The sequence below is a fragment of the Ureibacillus aquaedulcis genome (assembly GCF_030418165.1).
Taxonomy (GTDB): domain Bacteria; phylum Bacillota; class Bacilli; order Bacillales_A; family Planococcaceae; genus Ureibacillus; species Ureibacillus aquaedulcis.
Genome location: NZ_JAUHTQ010000009.1, coordinates 127,293 through 142,100, shown reverse-complemented (window position 1 = coordinate 142,100; position 14,808 = coordinate 127,293). Strand labels below are relative to the sequence as shown.

The following is a 14,808-nucleotide window of genomic DNA, read 5'->3' as shown; positions in this document are numbered from 1 at the left end:
ACTTGAGGAAAATGATGTTTTTGGGTTATGTCCCAGCCTCATTCAGAGTTATTTTCTGCGAAGCAATGTATCTCCAAGAGGGATTCCAATCACAATAACTAAAACAGTTAAAACGGTAAGTGCTTCTAGAATAAAAAATGCAGCTTGGTCGAACATCGTATCTCTCCTTTTTTCTTTCTGGTCTATTTTATCTTTGATTCTATTTAATTATCCATCTTCCTATTGTAAAGTCAAACAAAAAAAGAACAAAAAGTCGCTAATCATTTATCGAATAGCCATTCTCTAACTTCCTATTTTTCAAATGTTATATACATCTATTGTATTTACATGTTAATAGCAAAACAGCACTCATCACTATCCTCTTATCATATTAAGCAACAGTGATACATCATTCGTGGACCCCACGGAAATGACTGTTTTTTGAGCCGCATCAGCAAACTTCTTTACCTTATCCACCAAATCGAATCGTGTTACAATCACATCACTATGGTGAATGGCCTCAATTAGGGTTGTATCTGTTGAATCCGAGATATCAATTTTATCAATCGATGCTGTTGTCATTCTTTTAATCTCATCCAGATAAAAAGTGCATGGAATGTGCGTGCATTCAATAAAAAGATAACGTCTTTCCTGTTTGAGAGGTTGGCCAAAGAGCTGCATGTAGGCAAATCCGGACAATAGAACCTTTTCCAGACTGTAACCTAATTCGTACGCTTCCTTCGCTAGTTTTTCAACAAATGGATAGTAGGAATGTTGTCTTTTAAACCTTGCAACTACTTCCTCACCGGCAACTTGTGTACCTTTCCCTTTTTGAATGAGCAACAGACCTTCTTCTTTCAGTTGAGAGTAGACCGCTTGAATCGTATTACGATTAACGGTAAGTTGTTCAGCTAGCTGATTCGTTGAAGGTAGTGTATCGCCAGGTTTAAGTATATCTTTTCCGATTAACCATTTGATCTGTTCCTTGATTTGTACATTGATTGGCAAAGGTGAGTGGTTATCAATTTTAAAAAGTAATTCAGGATGGTCCATTTTTTAAACAACCAACTTTCTCGGTTAACTAATAATCTAGATATGTTTAGCTTAAAGAAGTACATGTAAAAAATCAACTAAGTTTAGTAAGGGCATAGTTGAAATAAATGGCGTGGGACTCTTCTTTAGTCGCAACATAGTATCATCCATTAAAAGGGGATTCAGCAAATGGCCTAAACAGGGGGGAGAAGGCAATGAAGTATAAGGATACACTCCAAAAAATCAATTGGTTTGTCTTTATAGGTCTTGTTTGTTGGGGAGTGATTGGTTGATTTGATGCATTAGGTTTACTTGATCATACACCAATGCCGCATGACGATGCCTTTCAATCCCGTTTTCTGTTCAAGTGGGGTATGTTGAACACAATGCTGATGTCCATTTTAGTAATCTTCACCGTTCTTCTGACTTTTGGTTGGAAACGAACATTCCCATTTAATGTTCCCTTTGCGCTGATAATTGCTGGGGGGTGTACTTCTTTATTTTCATGACATTTACCATAGGTTGGATTCGCATCCTTGGTTTTATCGGCTTAGCCATTGCAATCATAGCCGGCGTTATCTTGACTACCCTTCATGCTATTATTTTATGTATAAGCAAAAAATCATAATAGAGTAATAGAAGCAATAGCGAGAGTGATTACCACGATTGACGAGAGAAGGTGAATCAAACAGTAGCAAAGCCAGAGCTAATGCGACGAGTCAAAAAAATTAGCTTCAAACGGTAGCAAAGTGAATGCTATTGTGACGGTTCAAAAGGAAAACCGCATCAAATAGTGCAAAGCAAGTCACAAAACGAGTTTCCCAAAGATATGCGCCCCAAATGTAGAAATGAACGTGAAATAGCTACAGATACTCCATAACAAAAACCCTCAATTCTTCTCTAACCCTTATATATTATTTTCATTTATTTGGAAAATCTCCATAAAATCATATGGAAAACTATGTTATAATTCCTATGTATTGTAAATTTTATAGGAAAGAAGGGAAAAAGTTGAAGAAAACTAGAGTTGTATCGGTTTTACTTGCACTTCTTTTACTTTTAGCATTGCCATTTCAACAAGCAGATGCTGCATCTTCAAAAGATGTTAAAGAGGGTGCTGGGACAAGCACAATTACTGAATTACTAAAAGATGTTTATGCGAACGAACAAGAATTAGATTCATACAAATTTGATGGGAACATTAATCTAGGATTGATCTTACCTGAAACAGAGGAAGTAGAGCCGGAATTGGCTATGATATTTGAAATGTTGAAAGATATTCAAATTGATATTTCGGGTGCATACAAAAAAGACCCAATGCAATTAGAAGCCAATATCGACCTTACACTAAAAGGTGATATTGAAACAAAATTCACGATGCCAATGGTCATGACTCAAGAAAAAATGTGGGTCAAGCTTCCTGATTCACCTTTACTACCACTACCTAAAGAGTTAAAAGGGAAATTCATTGAATATGATTTAGCTGAACTAGCCGAGCTTTCAGGGCAACCTGCTAGTACGCTTGATTATGATCTGCAAATGAAATTGAATGCGGAAATTATGAATTTAGTCGTTGAATTATTTGGAAAAGACTTTTATAAAGAGGTAGATCCAAGTACTGTAACGATTCCAGAAGGTGTAGAGGCAGATAAAGTCATTAAATTCGAACTAACAAACGAAACAATTAAACCATTTATCGATACAGTTCTTAATGACATGCTACCCAAATTTGTTGAACTTCTAGACAATCCTGAGTATTTGGAAACTCTTGGGTTAACTGCTGAAGATATTAAATTATTAAAAGAGGCGTATGCAGCCCAAGAAGAAATTAATGTGGACGAAGTAGTTGCAGAGTTTAATAAATTCCTGAAAATTAATCAATTGGATGAGATTATCGTTATTACTGAAGATAACTATATTAGCTACGGTAAAGGAACAGTTGATGTGACGGTTATTGTGGAAGAGGAAGAAGCCTTTACATTTAAATTGTCATCCATTAAAACGAAATCGAATGTAAATGAAGAATTTGATTTTTCCATTGGAATCCCATCTGGCGAATATGTGCTGCCATTTGAAAAACTATTGGAATTGGAAGAACAAGCCTTAAATAGTGGAATCTAATTACATCTAAGAAATCGTAATTAATAAAAGCGTTTAGACTGTAGACAAGCTCAAAGTGTCTGCAGTCTTTTTATTTTTCGCATTATAGTCCTGGGTGCCTTATTTCATCAAACTTCACCAATATAAATATATTGGAAATCACCGTTTTGATCGTAGACAAAAGTTATCAAAAACCTTTCGCCGTTTTCCAGGTCATCTAGGTAATACCCAATCTCTGATTTTTCCGTTTGTAAATTTAGATAGGCGATGGACATTGGGAATTTTGCTTGCTCAATTGGGAATCCTGCGCTTATCACATCTTCTGGTGTGTTGAAGATGATTTCCCCATTAGACACCTCAAAATTAGTGTTATATTCCTTTTTTATTTGTTCATACTGTTCTTCTTTAATTAACCTTATGATTGTTCTTGAGGTACTATCAAATTGTTGGAGATAGACACTGTAATCACTATTTAATTGCTGCAATTCATCCTTTAATTTCTGATTTTCTTCCTTAAGTTTGTCAATTTGCGTTGTGTTATCTTGAGCGGAAGAACTTTCTTCTTTATTCGAACAATCTATTAAAAAGCCCAACATACTAAAAGTTATGATTACCTTCAAGATCTTCATGCTATTCCTCCCTAATCTACTATAACATTGGAAGTTTATAAATGTAATATATGTAAGATTTATACAAAAAATAGATAGAATTCCTAAGTCATTCCTACAATCATTTTATAAGTAAGTGATTATAAAAATTATTTTTTGGGAAGTAAACAGTTAATGAATAAAAAATCTAAAAGCGAAGATGCTAAGTATCTAAGTTTTGTAATTGATTTGCATTCACTTAAAAAAATACTCATGTAAATAAACAAGGATTGGTGGTAATCATATGGTAAAAGTTGCATTAATCAGTGGGAGTTTAAGACAAGGCTCAATTTCTACAAAAATTGCTAAAAGTGTAGGGGAGCTATTCCCGGAAGGATATGAAGCGCAATTGGTGGAAATAGGAAACCTTCCAATTTACAACGAGGATATTGATACAGAAAGCAATACTCCTGCAGAATATGCTGCATTTCGAAAAACCATTAAAGAAAGTGATGCTGTACTTTTTGTAACACCTGAATATAATCGCTCAATTACAGGTGCATTAAAAAATGCGTTGGATGTGGCATCACGACCATATGGTCAGAGTGCATGGGATGGCAAACCAGCAGGTGTAATCAGCCAATCTTTCGGTAATCTAAGTGGATTTGGTGCAAACCATCATTTACGTCAAATCCTTGTCGTTTTAAATATGCCAACCGTACAACAACCTGAAGTTTACCTTGCAAATTCGCATCAATTATTTGACGAAAACGATAAAATGAATGAAAGTACAACCGAGTTTCTGCAATCATTTGTGAATACATTTGTTGATTTAATCAACAGATATCAAAGGTAATCAAAAAAGTTGGAGATTATTTCTTTCTAATCTCCAACTTTTATTATGTGAAAGTGATATTGTGTATTATAAACGCTTATAAGTCTCATCATCGACAGGTTCCAACCATTCCGGCGTGCCTGCCGTAATCGCAATGTGTTCAAACCAGCTGTCCTTTGCTGCACCATGCCAGTGTTTTACACCATCATGAGTGACAATCACATCTCCGGCTTTCAGGTATTGAGCAGGTTTTCCTTCTTCTTGGTACCAACCCTCGCCACCCGTTACTAATAAAATTTGAAATCCATCACGATGAATATGCCAGTTATTTCTGCATCCCGGTTCAAAGGTTACATTCCCTACACGCACACTCACTTTAGGGTCAGCTATTAATGTTTTAAGATAGCTTTGTCCTACAAAAAATTGTGCATAGGCTTCATTTTTTTCTCCGACGGGGAAAATAACGCCATTTTTTACTTCTTCATGTTTTGCCATTGCAATTCCTCCATAAACCTTGTTATTTCAATTTCCCGCCAAATACAGGGAAGAAGCTATGTTCACCATAATCCTGGATGCGCTCCAAGTTCTTTAAAGTCTCCATATCTGCATCGCTAATGGTGAAATCAAGTTCTACATTGTTTCTCATATGATCCGGATTTGCCGTCTTGGGAATGACGACAAGACCTAGCTGGATGGCATAACGCAGACAAAGTTGGGCAACAGATACGCCGTACTGATCAGCTATTGTCTGTACCTCGGCATTATTAAGAACTGCACCGTGTGCTATTGGCGAATAGGCCTCCACCAGGATGTCATTTTTCTGGCAGAATTCAATAAGTTCAAAAGGAGTATTGCTTACATGTGCCAAGACCTGATTTACCATAGGCTTGATTTCGCAACTTGTAAAGATATTCTCGATATCATCTTGCAGGAAATTTGAAAGACCGATTGCCTTTACTTTGCCTGTTTTATAAGCAGCCTCCATTGCTTTCCATGCTTCTTTGTTCTCCTCGAAGTAATGGTTCTCCTCACGGAATTCTACCCATGGCTGTGGGCTGTGGATAATCACAAGATCAATGTAATCCAGTCCCAGCTTTGATAATGACTCATCAATGGATTGGGTCACTGCATCGTAGGTCTTTGCTTCCGCAGCAACCTTTGTCGTGATGAAAAGTTCTTCTCTTGCGACCCCACAAGAACGGATTCCTTCACCTACACCAGCTTCATTCATATAAGCCTGGGCAGTATCGATATGGCGATATCCGATTGCTACCGCGTCGCGGACTGCCTGCTCTGTCTGTGCATCGTCAAGGAGCCATGTACCAAGACCTAATTTTGGAATTTCTACACCATTTGATAATTTGTAAGTTTCGTTAAACATAATTTAGTCTCCTTTACATGCTTCTATTGTTTTTCAGGAATAGTCGGCGCAAGCCAATATGATCTTCATGAAGTCCAGTTTAAAGAGAAATACATATATGCATTAATGCGCATCTGTGTATAATTATAAAAGGAAAGAGTTTGTCTGCAATGTCCAATTGGCTCAGTTTCGTGCATTATTGCACATAATTATTTAAATTGAGCATTATTTATAAGAAGGACTGGTGAGTCTCGTCATGTCTAAGGTAGATAGAAGAATAATCAAATCTCAAGAAGCCATAAAAAATGCTTTTATTGAATTAATGTCTGAAAAAAATTTGGATGCGATCACAATGCAGGATATTTCCGACAAAGCAAATGTGGGCCGTAGAACGATTTACCTTCACTATTTGGATAAATATGATTTGCTGGATAAGCTGATCGAAGAACATATCAATGAACTAAGGATACTGTGTCGATCGGCATCTGAATTAAGTTTTACTGAGGGGAATCTCATTTGGTTTGAATACTTTGAACATAATTACGCATTCTTTTCAACCATGTTAACAAGTAAAGGGGCCACTTTGTTTCGTAGTCGTTTCTTGGAATTTGTGATTGATGAATTAAAAAATGATGTAGATGTAGTGGAAGGGATAAATAAGGGATTAAATCAGGAATTAATCCTAAGATTCTTTGGAGCGGCTATTGTAGAGGTTGTGGAGTCATGGATTACTAAAGGATTATCCCAACCAGCACAAGTCGTGGCGGAACAATTGGGGAGTCTATTGGACAGAAATCTATAAAGGTCAATGGAACCCCTTTGGAAACAAGCTGGTCTAAAAAGAAGACTAGCTTGTTTTATTTACATGGGACTTAACATATTTTGACGCCCATTTTCCAGGAGTCGTGACGTCTGTAAAAGGTGTAATTGTAAGGGTTTTGCTTAAAGATCATGTATAGTTCATTAAAGAAATATAGTAGTTTTCATGACATATTAGAGCAGGGTTCTTCCTTGCTTTTTTTATAAAGAATTATTATTGACAAAAGATACTATAGGTGTAATATTACACTTATAGTATCTTTTGATTAGTAATATCGATATCTGAAGGGGGATTTATTTGTAGAAGGGTTTTGTATAATACAATCTCTTAAGACTTCAGAGGATAAGGTTAAAAAATATTTAATTCAAAAAAGGGGGGCGAATATGAAATTAGTTATATATCTGGGATTGATGATTGTTTCATTAATTGTTTCTTTATTTTCAGGGCAGTTTCAAATGAAACGCACCAATAAATTTTGGTTATCGTTTCTAATTTCATTTTTAATCAATGTTGTAATTTTAGGGTTAGGGAGTTATTGGTGGTTTTTAACAGAAACAGATGGGATTAGTCAAGGTATGGGAGTATTATATTATTGTCTCGCAATGGTTGTAATAGGTATTGTTGACCTGATTGCATTATCAGTTTTTAAGAGTAGATATAAATAATCATTTTAAGGCTTACCGCAGCATTTGTACTTTGAAAAGGTATTTACTGGAAATCTTCAGCAATCAGGTGCATTTCATGAAGATGAATTGTGCCTGTCCCAGCATTGAGACTAATTTGTTTGAGTAACTACTTTCTATATGGATTATATTAACTTTATTGAGGATATGATAAAAATTGTACATATAGTAACCATTGGTTTTAGTTGAATACCATTAATAATCTTTACGCTCCATCTTTATGCGGTGGATAATTGTATGGGATAAGACTTATGAATAAATATCTGGATATTTATGCTTGAGAATTAAGTGGCATAGTGAAGAGATATAGTTAAACTGATGGGGCAGGTTAGTTTACTAGCGATTTGAATGAATCTATTGAAATATAAAAAAACCGGGCAAAGCCCGGTTTTTCTTATATTCATTAGGGTTGCATGCAAGGTGTACGAGGAAAACAGACAAACTTGATTAAAATTCCTCATAAACCGCAGGATCCTGGTCTGCAATCCGTCCGTCAGGCTTGCTTAAGGCTGAAATCATGACCATTTCCTCATTATCCAGTGAGAAGTCAAAAATAGATATGTTCTCTAACTGGCGAACTGGTGACGCCGATTTAGGAATGGAAATTGCCCCAAGCTGGTAGTGCCAACGTAAAATGATTTGTGGAATCGTTTTATTATGGTGGGCGGCAATGGTTTGGAGTGTATCAATTTCTAAGTCCTTGATTCCGCGGGTGAATGGGCTCCAAGATTCCGTCGCAATATTGTTCTCTTCATGATATTTTCTTTGTTCAGCTTGGTTGAAGAATGGATGCAATTCAATTTGGTTAATGCTCGGTTTGACACCGGTTTGTTTTTCCAAATCCTCCAGGTGTTCAGGCAAGAAATTGCAAACCCCGATGGAACGAATAAGGCCCCATTTTTTAGCATCAATCAAAGCCTGCCATGCTTCTGCATATTTAGCTTGTCTCGGGTTTGGCCAGTGAATAAGGTATAGATCATAATAGTCAAGGTTAGCTCGGTATAGAGATTCCTGAATGGCTGCTACCGCTTTATCGTATTCCTGATAGCGACCGGGAAGCTTGGAGGTGATGAGTAATTCATGCCTTGGTACTGAAGTACGGCGAACAGCTTCTCCAATCGTTCCTTCGTTTTCATAGTTATAAGCCGAGTCAATAAGGCGATAACCATTATTTATGGCACTTACGATGGCATTTACTCCATCATTTCCTTTAAGTGGGTATGTACCAAAACCAATCACGGGTAAAGTCAAACCATCGTTTAACATAACCTCTGGAATCTTAATTTCCATAAATCAACACTCCTTCCATTAGTATTCTAATAATAACGCAATTTTGAAAATTTCTCTATGAAGGTATAGACCAGTATTCCGGATATGTTTATTTACACGTAGCAAAACTATTATTCTAGAAGTTGGCCACCGGTAAACTTAAGGTGCAAAATAACAAAAAGCCAAGAGAAGGTCCCTTAGCTTCCGTTGATTATTTTCTTCCTAATTTGTAGTGCATTCCTCGGTAAGTTTTTTATACTTTAATTTTTATTTAAAATGCGGGTCGGAACTGCCGTTATGAGCTTGTTCTTCCGCTGTAGCTGTGCTTATGGGGAGTATCTCCATCTACAGTTGTAAAACCACTGAACTCGTGATAATGACCGCCGTTAGGAAGGGGAATAGCTGGACCAGTAACTCCACGAATCTCATGTCTATGTCGATTATCGACGGAAGTAAAAGTAAAATAACGATGAGTGTGTGGGACACCACTTGGCGCCGGTTCCGTAGTTCCGACATATCTGTGATTATGTCCTACATCGAAAGAAGTCACACCTCTAAATTCGTGGATATGGGCAGGTACGGGTCTTCCATCCCATCGGGTAATGAAAAGCTGATGGGAATGTTGGGGATCAGAATCGTCTGAATGATACATGAAACCTGAAACAGGGATTTCCAATAGTACAGCTCCTTTTCGCCTTTTTCAATCATTATCATCATATGTTGGGAAGGTGAAAAAGGTTTCGAAGTTAGGAGAATTGATATTTAGAATTATTTTGGGTGCCTGGCACACACGCAATTCAGAATACTTAGACTGCAGGCAACGAAAAAACCGTTCAATTTAATTGAACGGAGAGGATTTAACTATGTTTTATTTAAATTCCTGTTTTAATACCAAAACCTACTAAAATCAAGCCGGTTGATTTTTGAAATACTTTCTGGAATTTGGCGTTATTCAACCATTTTTTTGCATAATCGATTACAAATACAAGCGTTAGAAACCACAATACAGCGAATGCGGTAAGGATGGAGGCTAACATGATCAATTGTTGGTTTACATTTTCGTTCAAATCGATGAATTGAGGCATGATAGTTATATAAACCAACACTGTTTTGGGATTAAGAACATTACTGAGCAAGGCTTGCATAAAGGATTCCTTCTGATGCTTCCTTGAAGAACTGGCAGGTGCATTTGCTTGTGCTTGAAGTTCCTCTAAAGAAAACACACTTTTTGCAAAGAAACTTTTTATCCCCAGATAAATTAAGTAAGCAGCACCCAGATATTTTATTGTACTAAAAAGAATGACAGACTTTGCAATGACAACAGACAATCCAAGAATAGCAATAAGCGTCCAAAAAGAAAGTCCTGCCGCCATTCCGAGAACCGTATAACGTCCAGCTTTAGGACCATACCTTAGTGTATTTTTCACTAGGAGCATTGTATCTGCTCCCGGTATAACAACCATCATTGCAGCAATTGACATGTACGTTAATAGGCCATCCATATTATCCTTCCCCTTCTAACAGTGACTACCAAAGTAACTACTTCCATCATGAGTATATCAGAATCATTTGAAAATTTTCAACTGATTTTGATAAAATACTAGTTACTAAGGTAGCAACTAGCGTTATGTTGGAGGGCTTATGAAAGAAAACATTCTAGAAATATTAAAAAACTTAAATTTTACCGAGTATGAAGCAAAAGCTTATCTTGCTTTGTTGGAAGAATCGCCGCTAACCGGCTATGCTGTAGCAAAAAATTCCGGTGTACCGCGTTCAAGAATATATGAAGTTCTGGACAGCCTTGTAATACGGGGGGATATTCTGGTTAGTCCCGGTAATACACCACAGTACTCGCCAGTGCCGGCAAAGGAACTAATTAAAAGTCGCCGAATGAAGGCGGAGGAAAACTTCGAACTGGCAGAAAAATCATTGGAGCAATTCGAACATTCCGCAAATGATCGAGAGAATATTTGGAATATCAGGGGACGTAATGAAATACTTGAAAAGGTAAAAGCGTGTATACGATCTGCCAAAAAAAGAATTCTCCTAGAAATTTGGAATGATGAATTTGAAGAATTAGAGTCCGAACTAAGTCAGGCAGCTGATAGAGGAGTAAATGTAACGGTTATTGCCTATGGTGAAATCGTCTCCGACTTTGCTAATGTTTACCACCACTACATGGGACATAAAATAACGGAAGAGTATGGTGGAAGATGGATTGTTATTAGTGGTGATGACTCAGAGGTGGTAGCAGGAATCGTCTCGCTGGGCAAAGATAGCCGTGCAGCTTGGACAATGCATGTAGGGCTGGTAATGCCAATTACGGAAGTCATGATTCACGATCTGTATCTTATGGAAATCATGGAAAAGCATAAGGAACTTCTTGAAGAAAGTTTTGGAGAAAATCTCGTCCATTTACGCCGCAAATTTTCTATCCATCCAGATTTCAAAAAACATTACCTGGACTAAATTCTTTGTTTATATTACAAGCAACAGGATTGCTTTATGGCATAAACACTTTTCTTTGTTTAGGTGTGAGAGGACAAAAAATACACCGACATTGATCGCCAGTAATCGGACGCGTTTCTTTATGAAATGCGTCTTTTTTATTTAAGGGGGTTCCACGAATAAGGAAAGTGTTTCTGTCAATTAAGGGGAATTTAATTAAATGTTTATGTTAAAATTGGTATAACCTGTAAAATGCAACTTGACTAAAGACCATTACATGTTTATCTAGGATAGATTTAATGATAAATAGCCATAAAGTGGGGGAGGGGTTGTTAATGAAAATTATTAGACTTATCTTAGCAATTATAGTGTGTGCTTTATCAGGTTATAGTTTATTGACAGGTGAATTTGGTCCAATGCCATATTCACTTTTACTCCTTGGGGTCATGATCTTTCTAACAGGCATTACGGAATATAGAGAAAAGCGTAAAGTAACCGGGATCCTTTCTTTTATATCGGGAACGTTTTGTTTCTTTGTCGGTATATATACTATTTGGCTAACGGTCGCATTTTTTTAATTAACTTACCGGTCATAGCTAATATTAAGTTCTATCAGATTATGGAGGGACGAAATGGGGATTTCTGAAATATTCATTATAATGCTTATATATGCAGGTCTTTATATATATACATGGCAGATGGTTTCATCGAGTAACAAAGTGATTGTTTATATAAAGTATATATTCCAGATTATTTTATACGGTATTTTTTCTGCTGCTATTTGGTTCAGTTACAAAGGGGAAGAATATCATATTAATAACCATAGCGGACTTGAACCGATTAGCAACACAGGTGAAGCAATTCTGATGATAGTTGGTTTGAGCATTTATAGTGTAGTTTTATATTTTTTAAATATCCATTTGAAAAGAAAAAGGCGTGCTGGGTGGCAAACATGATATCTTTTGTTGAAATTGTATTTATTTCTATCTTTCTAATCCCTTTATATATTTTTTTAATCTGGTCGTACATTGAGCCGGAGGAAAGTATTTTATCAGGGAAGAAGTGGATGTATAAAGATGAGCCGGAACCATCCCTAAAAGCTATCCGCTATACGAGATTTACGTCGCTGACGGCAATGATTGGAATACCTTTTATTCTATCAAGTTTTATAACCGGTAATCTCTTTCTTAGATTTATGCCCCTGATCTTTATTTTTGTTTTTGTATTTGGCGCATTAAAAATATGTATTTCTGTAGATGATTCTTAAACATTGTCTGTTACTTGGAAAAAATATTTGTTATCTAAATTTAATATAAAAGTCGTAATTTATCGTTTATACTAAGTGTAATATCATTCGAGGAGGGATTAAATGGATATTGAAAAGAATAAGCCATCAGTACCTCACTTAGATGAAAACCTGCAGAGCACTCATGAAACCAACAGTGAAGAAGTGTCGTTAACCATAAAGGAAACAATAGCTAAGAATAAAGAAATAATAGATAAAAATCGCAAAATTCTTGGGAAATCATAAAATTACTAATCCTCATTTTTGGAGGATGGTTTTCGAAAACAGGAACTAAATAAATATTTCTTCTTCAATACCAGGCGCATTTCTTTAAAAGGGAATGTGCCTTTTATATTTTAAGGGCCATTTAGTGGAAGGTATAGTTTTTATTGAAGTTAATATGTAAAATTATATAAAACAAAGCAGGGGATAACTGAATGAAGAATAATTTTGGTAAGTATGAGGTACCACCTACACTTCAAAGATTAATTGACTTGCAAGATATACTTGGTGACCCTGAACAATTCTACCTTGGTCTTAATTTTTACATTTCTCTTGAGGACTATAGATATTTTAATACACCAAGTGATGTGGTGGTCTTTGGAAATATAGGTATGAATGGTATTCATTATGGATTCCTTACTGATTATGGGGCTGTAACCAATCTTGAAGCAGCACCTATTGTCTGCGTTAGTCCAATGAGTTTTGAACGTCCTACTCGTATAGTGGCAAAGAATCTATGTGAATTTTTAAGAGTTAACTTGACTGACTGCGAATTGTTCTATAATGAATTTGGCAGTGAAGAAAAGTATTTAATAGCTAGAGGTCAATGGGCTGAAGAGGCAGTTGATTCAGCATTTCAACAAACTGATGATGAAAACTTGGTTCGAGAGGGAGTCACAAAGTTTTTAATGGAGAATATTCAGATGCCCATTATCGATAATCCGTATCGTTATGTTCAAGGCGTGGAGCTTGAGCGGCAAGGAAATATAAGTATCAATACACAGGACGGACTGGGCGTTATTACTTGACTTCAAGGTGAAAAACACATACAGTTCCCGATTGACGAGCAAACAGAGATTGATTTGGAATTGCTGCAGGGATACCTTTGTTCCGCACCAATTGCTTCACGACTTGCGTTGTTTAGGGACATTCAGCTAAATTATGTCTTACAAGACAACCAAGAACTGTATAAAATAGTGATTAACGCAATGATCAATCTTGGACTTATCGATGAAGCCAACCGATTATCCGATGATAGTTAAACTACCGTTATAAAGGAGAGCTTATTATATGACAAAATTACCGATTCTTATAGATACAGATCCAGGGATTGATGATGCAATGATGCTCACTTTGGCATTTGCTAAGGAGGATGCACTAGACGTGCGATTAGTCACAACCTGCTCGGGCAATATTTCACAAGACAAGACAAACTACAATGCCCGTACATTTTTAAGTTATATAGGTGCGAATGTAGAAATTGCGCGTGGCTTGGAACAGCCCATTTTCCGTGAACTGGAAGTAGCCGAAGATATCCACGGAGAAAGCGGTTTTGGAAATGTACAGTTTCCGGCGCCAACGTTGCCAGTGAGCAACCGTCCTGCAATTACAGCCATGCTGGAAACCATTATGGAAAGCGATGAAAAGATAACAATTGTAGCAACAGGACCATTAACAAATGTGGCGGCTTTGCTGCTTGCACATCCGGAAGTAAAGCCGAAAATCGAGCGAATCTCATGGATGGGCGGTGCGGCAGTAGGCGGCAATATGTCTCCGGTGGCGGAATTCAATGCCTATGTGGACCCACACGCAGTAGAAATCGTGTTCCGTTCTGGTATTCCGATTGTGATGAGTGGCCTGGATGTAACACATAAGGCATTTGTAACAATAGATGAGGCGAAAAAGATTTTAGAAATTGGCGGCGAGTTTGCAGACAAAGCTTATCAACTCGTGACCTATTATTTAGATGTCATGAAGAAAACACCTTTCCATGAAGAAAATTATGATCAAGTGCTGCATTTTCACGATGTATGCGCCGTGATGTATTTATTAAAACCGGAATTGTTTAAAGGTCAAGACTGCTATGTTGAAGTAGCACTGGAAGGCATGGCGTCCGGGGCAACAGTGGTTGACTACACGAATCGTACAAATAAAGCACCAAACGTGCATGTTCTCCACACAGTAAATCGTGAAGAGTTCGTTGCAGAATTTATGAAGGCAGTAGAGATTATTTCAAGAAGGCTTAAAGAAGCATAGTTTACTGTTTCGAAGATATTACTTTCACCCTCCGTGAGAATACCTTTGGTTAATATGAGTGCAAAAAAGCCAAGAATTCATATCTTAGCTTTTTATAATATCTTATTTTTCCGGCATCTTTGAGGTGAATCATCCCATCACTAAGAGTAAA

19 protein-coding genes are annotated in these 14,808 nt (G+C 36.8%); 12 read left to right on the top strand and 7 right to left on the bottom strand.

The window, feature by feature from the left end; all coding sequences use genetic code 11:
- Nucleotides 1-354 precede the first annotated feature (354 nt).
- The gene (locus QYB95_RS13155; protein ID WP_301138788.1) at nt 355-1,032 is read right to left on the bottom strand and encodes a GntR family transcriptional regulator; all 678 of its coding nucleotides are present in this window, start codon (nt 1,030-1,032) and stop codon (nt 355-357) included.
- Between the two features lie 990 nt (nt 1,033-2,022).
- Between QYB95_RS13155 and QYB95_RS13150 the strand changes: the two genes are divergently transcribed.
- Nucleotides 2,023-3,132 (top strand): hypothetical protein, encoded by a 1,110-nt coding sequence (locus QYB95_RS13150; RefSeq protein WP_301138787.1) that lies wholly within the window; start codon nt 2,023-2,025, stop codon nt 3,130-3,132.
- Between the two features lie 107 nt (nt 3,133-3,239).
- Here the strand turns inward: QYB95_RS13150 and QYB95_RS13145 are convergent, their stop codons facing one another.
- On the bottom strand, nt 3,240-3,740 hold the full coding sequence (locus QYB95_RS13145; protein WP_301138786.1) for an SH3 domain-containing protein: 501 nt from the start codon (nt 3,738-3,740) through the stop codon (nt 3,240-3,242).
- A 262-nt stretch (nt 3,741-4,002) separates the two neighbouring features.
- Between QYB95_RS13145 and QYB95_RS13140 the strand changes: the two genes are divergently transcribed.
- Nucleotides 4,003-4,554 carry an NADPH-dependent FMN reductase gene (locus QYB95_RS13140; protein WP_301138785.1) on the top strand — a complete coding sequence of 184 codons (552 nt, stop codon included), beginning with the start codon at nt 4,003-4,005 and terminating at the stop codon, nt 4,552-4,554.
- Nucleotides 4,555-4,620: 66 nt separating this feature from the next.
- On the opposite strand, the gene QYB95_RS13135 is transcribed toward QYB95_RS13140, so the two are convergent.
- On the bottom strand, nt 4,621-5,028 hold the full coding sequence (locus tag QYB95_RS13135; RefSeq protein WP_301138784.1) for a cupin domain-containing protein: 408 nt from the start codon (nt 5,026-5,028) through the stop codon (nt 4,621-4,623).
- Nucleotides 5,029-5,050: 22 nt separating this feature from the next.
- Complete coding sequence (locus tag QYB95_RS13130; protein WP_301138783.1) at nt 5,051-5,914, bottom strand: aldo/keto reductase; 864 nt, start codon at nt 5,912-5,914, stop codon at nt 5,051-5,053.
- Between the two features lie 235 nt (nt 5,915-6,149).
- On the opposite strand from QYB95_RS13130, the gene QYB95_RS13125 reads away from it, so the two are divergent.
- Entirely contained in the window at nt 6,150-6,695 is a 546-nt protein-coding gene (locus QYB95_RS13125) for a TetR/AcrR family transcriptional regulator (RefSeq protein WP_301138782.1), read from the top strand.
- 401 nt (nt 6,696-7,096) lie between these two features.
- Nucleotides 7,097-7,378, top strand: a complete 282-nt coding sequence (locus QYB95_RS13120) for a hypothetical protein (RefSeq protein ID WP_301138781.1) — start codon at nt 7,097-7,099, stop codon at nt 7,376-7,378.
- Nucleotides 7,379-7,843: 465 nt separating this feature from the next.
- Here the strand turns inward: QYB95_RS13120 and QYB95_RS13115 are convergent, their stop codons facing one another.
- The 3 genes from QYB95_RS13115 to QYB95_RS13105 form a co-directional block, all read right to left on the bottom strand.
- A complete protein-coding gene (locus QYB95_RS13115) occupies nt 7,844-8,686 on the bottom strand; it encodes an aldo/keto reductase (protein ID WP_301138780.1) in 843 nt (280 codons plus the stop codon).
- Between the two features lie 274 nt (nt 8,687-8,960).
- Nucleotides 8,961-9,341 carry a YmaF family protein gene (locus tag QYB95_RS13110; protein WP_301138779.1) on the bottom strand — a complete coding sequence of 127 codons (381 nt, stop codon included), beginning with the start codon at nt 9,339-9,341 and terminating at the stop codon, nt 8,961-8,963.
- Between the two features lie 196 nt (nt 9,342-9,537).
- Complete coding sequence (locus QYB95_RS13105; RefSeq protein ID WP_301138778.1) at nt 9,538-10,167, bottom strand: homoserine/threonine efflux transporter; 630 nt, start codon at nt 10,165-10,167, stop codon at nt 9,538-9,540.
- A gap of 139 nt (nt 10,168-10,306) precedes the next feature.
- Here QYB95_RS13105 and QYB95_RS13100 point away from each other — a divergent pair, with 139 nt between their 5' ends.
- The 8 genes from QYB95_RS13100 (at nt 10,307) to QYB95_RS13065 (ending at nt 14,657) form a co-directional block, all read left to right on the top strand.
- On the top strand, nt 10,307-11,134 hold the full coding sequence (locus QYB95_RS13100; protein WP_301138777.1) for a TrmB family transcriptional regulator: 828 nt from the start codon (nt 10,307-10,309) through the stop codon (nt 11,132-11,134).
- Between the two features lie 314 nt (nt 11,135-11,448).
- Nucleotides 11,449-11,691: a YczI family protein gene (locus QYB95_RS13095; protein WP_301138776.1), complete on the top strand. Its 243-nt coding sequence runs from the start codon at nt 11,449-11,451 to the stop codon at nt 11,689-11,691.
- A gap of 54 nt (nt 11,692-11,745) precedes the next feature.
- Nucleotides 11,746-12,069, top strand: coding sequence for a peptide ABC transporter permease (locus QYB95_RS13090; protein ID WP_301138775.1), 324 nt, complete (start codon nt 11,746-11,748; stop codon nt 12,067-12,069).
- Complete coding sequence (locus tag QYB95_RS13085) at nt 12,066-12,380, top strand: hypothetical protein (RefSeq protein WP_301138774.1); 315 nt, start codon at nt 12,066-12,068, stop codon at nt 12,378-12,380. The genes QYB95_RS13090 and QYB95_RS13085 overlap by 4 nt, the downstream gene beginning before the upstream one ends.
- 102 nt (nt 12,381-12,482) lie before the next feature.
- Nucleotides 12,483-12,644 carry a multidrug transporter gene (locus QYB95_RS13080; RefSeq protein ID WP_301138773.1) on the top strand — a complete coding sequence of 54 codons (162 nt, stop codon included), beginning with the start codon at nt 12,483-12,485 and terminating at the stop codon, nt 12,642-12,644.
- A gap of 191 nt (nt 12,645-12,835) precedes the next feature.
- On the top strand, nt 12,836-13,429 hold the full coding sequence (locus QYB95_RS13075) for a hypothetical protein (RefSeq protein WP_301138772.1): 594 nt from the start codon (nt 12,836-12,838) through the stop codon (nt 13,427-13,429).
- Nucleotides 13,430-13,483: 54 nt separating this feature from the next.
- Nucleotides 13,484-13,663, top strand: coding sequence for a hypothetical protein (locus QYB95_RS13070; RefSeq protein ID WP_301138770.1), 180 nt, complete (start codon nt 13,484-13,486; stop codon nt 13,661-13,663).
- Between the two features lie 28 nt (nt 13,664-13,691).
- Nucleotides 13,692-14,657, top strand: a complete 966-nt coding sequence (locus tag QYB95_RS13065; protein ID WP_301138769.1) for a nucleoside hydrolase — start codon at nt 13,692-13,694, stop codon at nt 14,655-14,657.
- Nucleotides 14,658-14,808: the final 151 nt, after the last annotated feature.

Excerpts from the sequence above, each read along its gene's own strand:
- QYB95_RS13075 (WP_301138772.1), top strand. The coding sequence starts at position 12,836 with ATGAAGAATAATTTTGGTAAGTATGAGGTACCACCTACACTTCAAAGA.
- QYB95_RS13130 (WP_301138783.1), bottom strand. The coding sequence starts at position 5,914 with ATGTTTAACGAAACTTACAAATTATCAAATGGTGTAGAAATTCCAAAA.
- QYB95_RS13080 (WP_301138773.1), top strand. The coding sequence starts at position 12,483 with ATGGATATTGAAAAGAATAAGCCATCAGTACCTCACTTAGATGAAAAC.
- QYB95_RS13155 (WP_301138788.1), bottom strand. The coding sequence starts at position 1,032 with ATGGACCATCCTGAATTACTTTTTAAAATTGATAACCACTCACCTTTG.
- QYB95_RS13065 (WP_301138769.1), top strand. The coding sequence starts at position 13,692 with ATGACAAAATTACCGATTCTTATAGATACAGATCCAGGGATTGATGAT.
- QYB95_RS13120 (WP_301138781.1), top strand. The coding sequence starts at position 7,097 with ATGAAATTAGTTATATATCTGGGATTGATGATTGTTTCATTAATTGTT.
- QYB95_RS13125 (WP_301138782.1), top strand. The coding sequence starts at position 6,150 with ATGTCTAAGGTAGATAGAAGAATAATCAAATCTCAAGAAGCCATAAAA.
- QYB95_RS13145 (WP_301138786.1), bottom strand. The coding sequence starts at position 3,740 with ATGAAGATCTTGAAGGTAATCATAACTTTTAGTATGTTGGGCTTTTTA.
- QYB95_RS13085 (WP_301138774.1), top strand. The coding sequence starts at position 12,066 with ATGATATCTTTTGTTGAAATTGTATTTATTTCTATCTTTCTAATCCCT.
- QYB95_RS13135 (WP_301138784.1), bottom strand. The coding sequence starts at position 5,028 with ATGGCAAAACATGAAGAAGTAAAAAATGGCGTTATTTTCCCCGTCGGA.
- QYB95_RS13140 (WP_301138785.1), top strand. The coding sequence starts at position 4,003 with ATGGTAAAAGTTGCATTAATCAGTGGGAGTTTAAGACAAGGCTCAATT.
- QYB95_RS13090 (WP_301138775.1), top strand. The coding sequence starts at position 11,746 with ATGGGGATTTCTGAAATATTCATTATAATGCTTATATATGCAGGTCTT.
- QYB95_RS13115 (WP_301138780.1), bottom strand. The coding sequence starts at position 8,686 with ATGGAAATTAAGATTCCAGAGGTTATGTTAAACGATGGTTTGACTTTA.
- QYB95_RS13095 (WP_301138776.1), top strand. The coding sequence starts at position 11,449 with ATGAAAATTATTAGACTTATCTTAGCAATTATAGTGTGTGCTTTATCA.
- QYB95_RS13100 (WP_301138777.1), top strand. The coding sequence starts at position 10,307 with ATGAAAGAAAACATTCTAGAAATATTAAAAAACTTAAATTTTACCGAG.
- QYB95_RS13105 (WP_301138778.1), bottom strand. The coding sequence starts at position 10,167 with ATGGATGGCCTATTAACGTACATGTCAATTGCTGCAATGATGGTTGTT.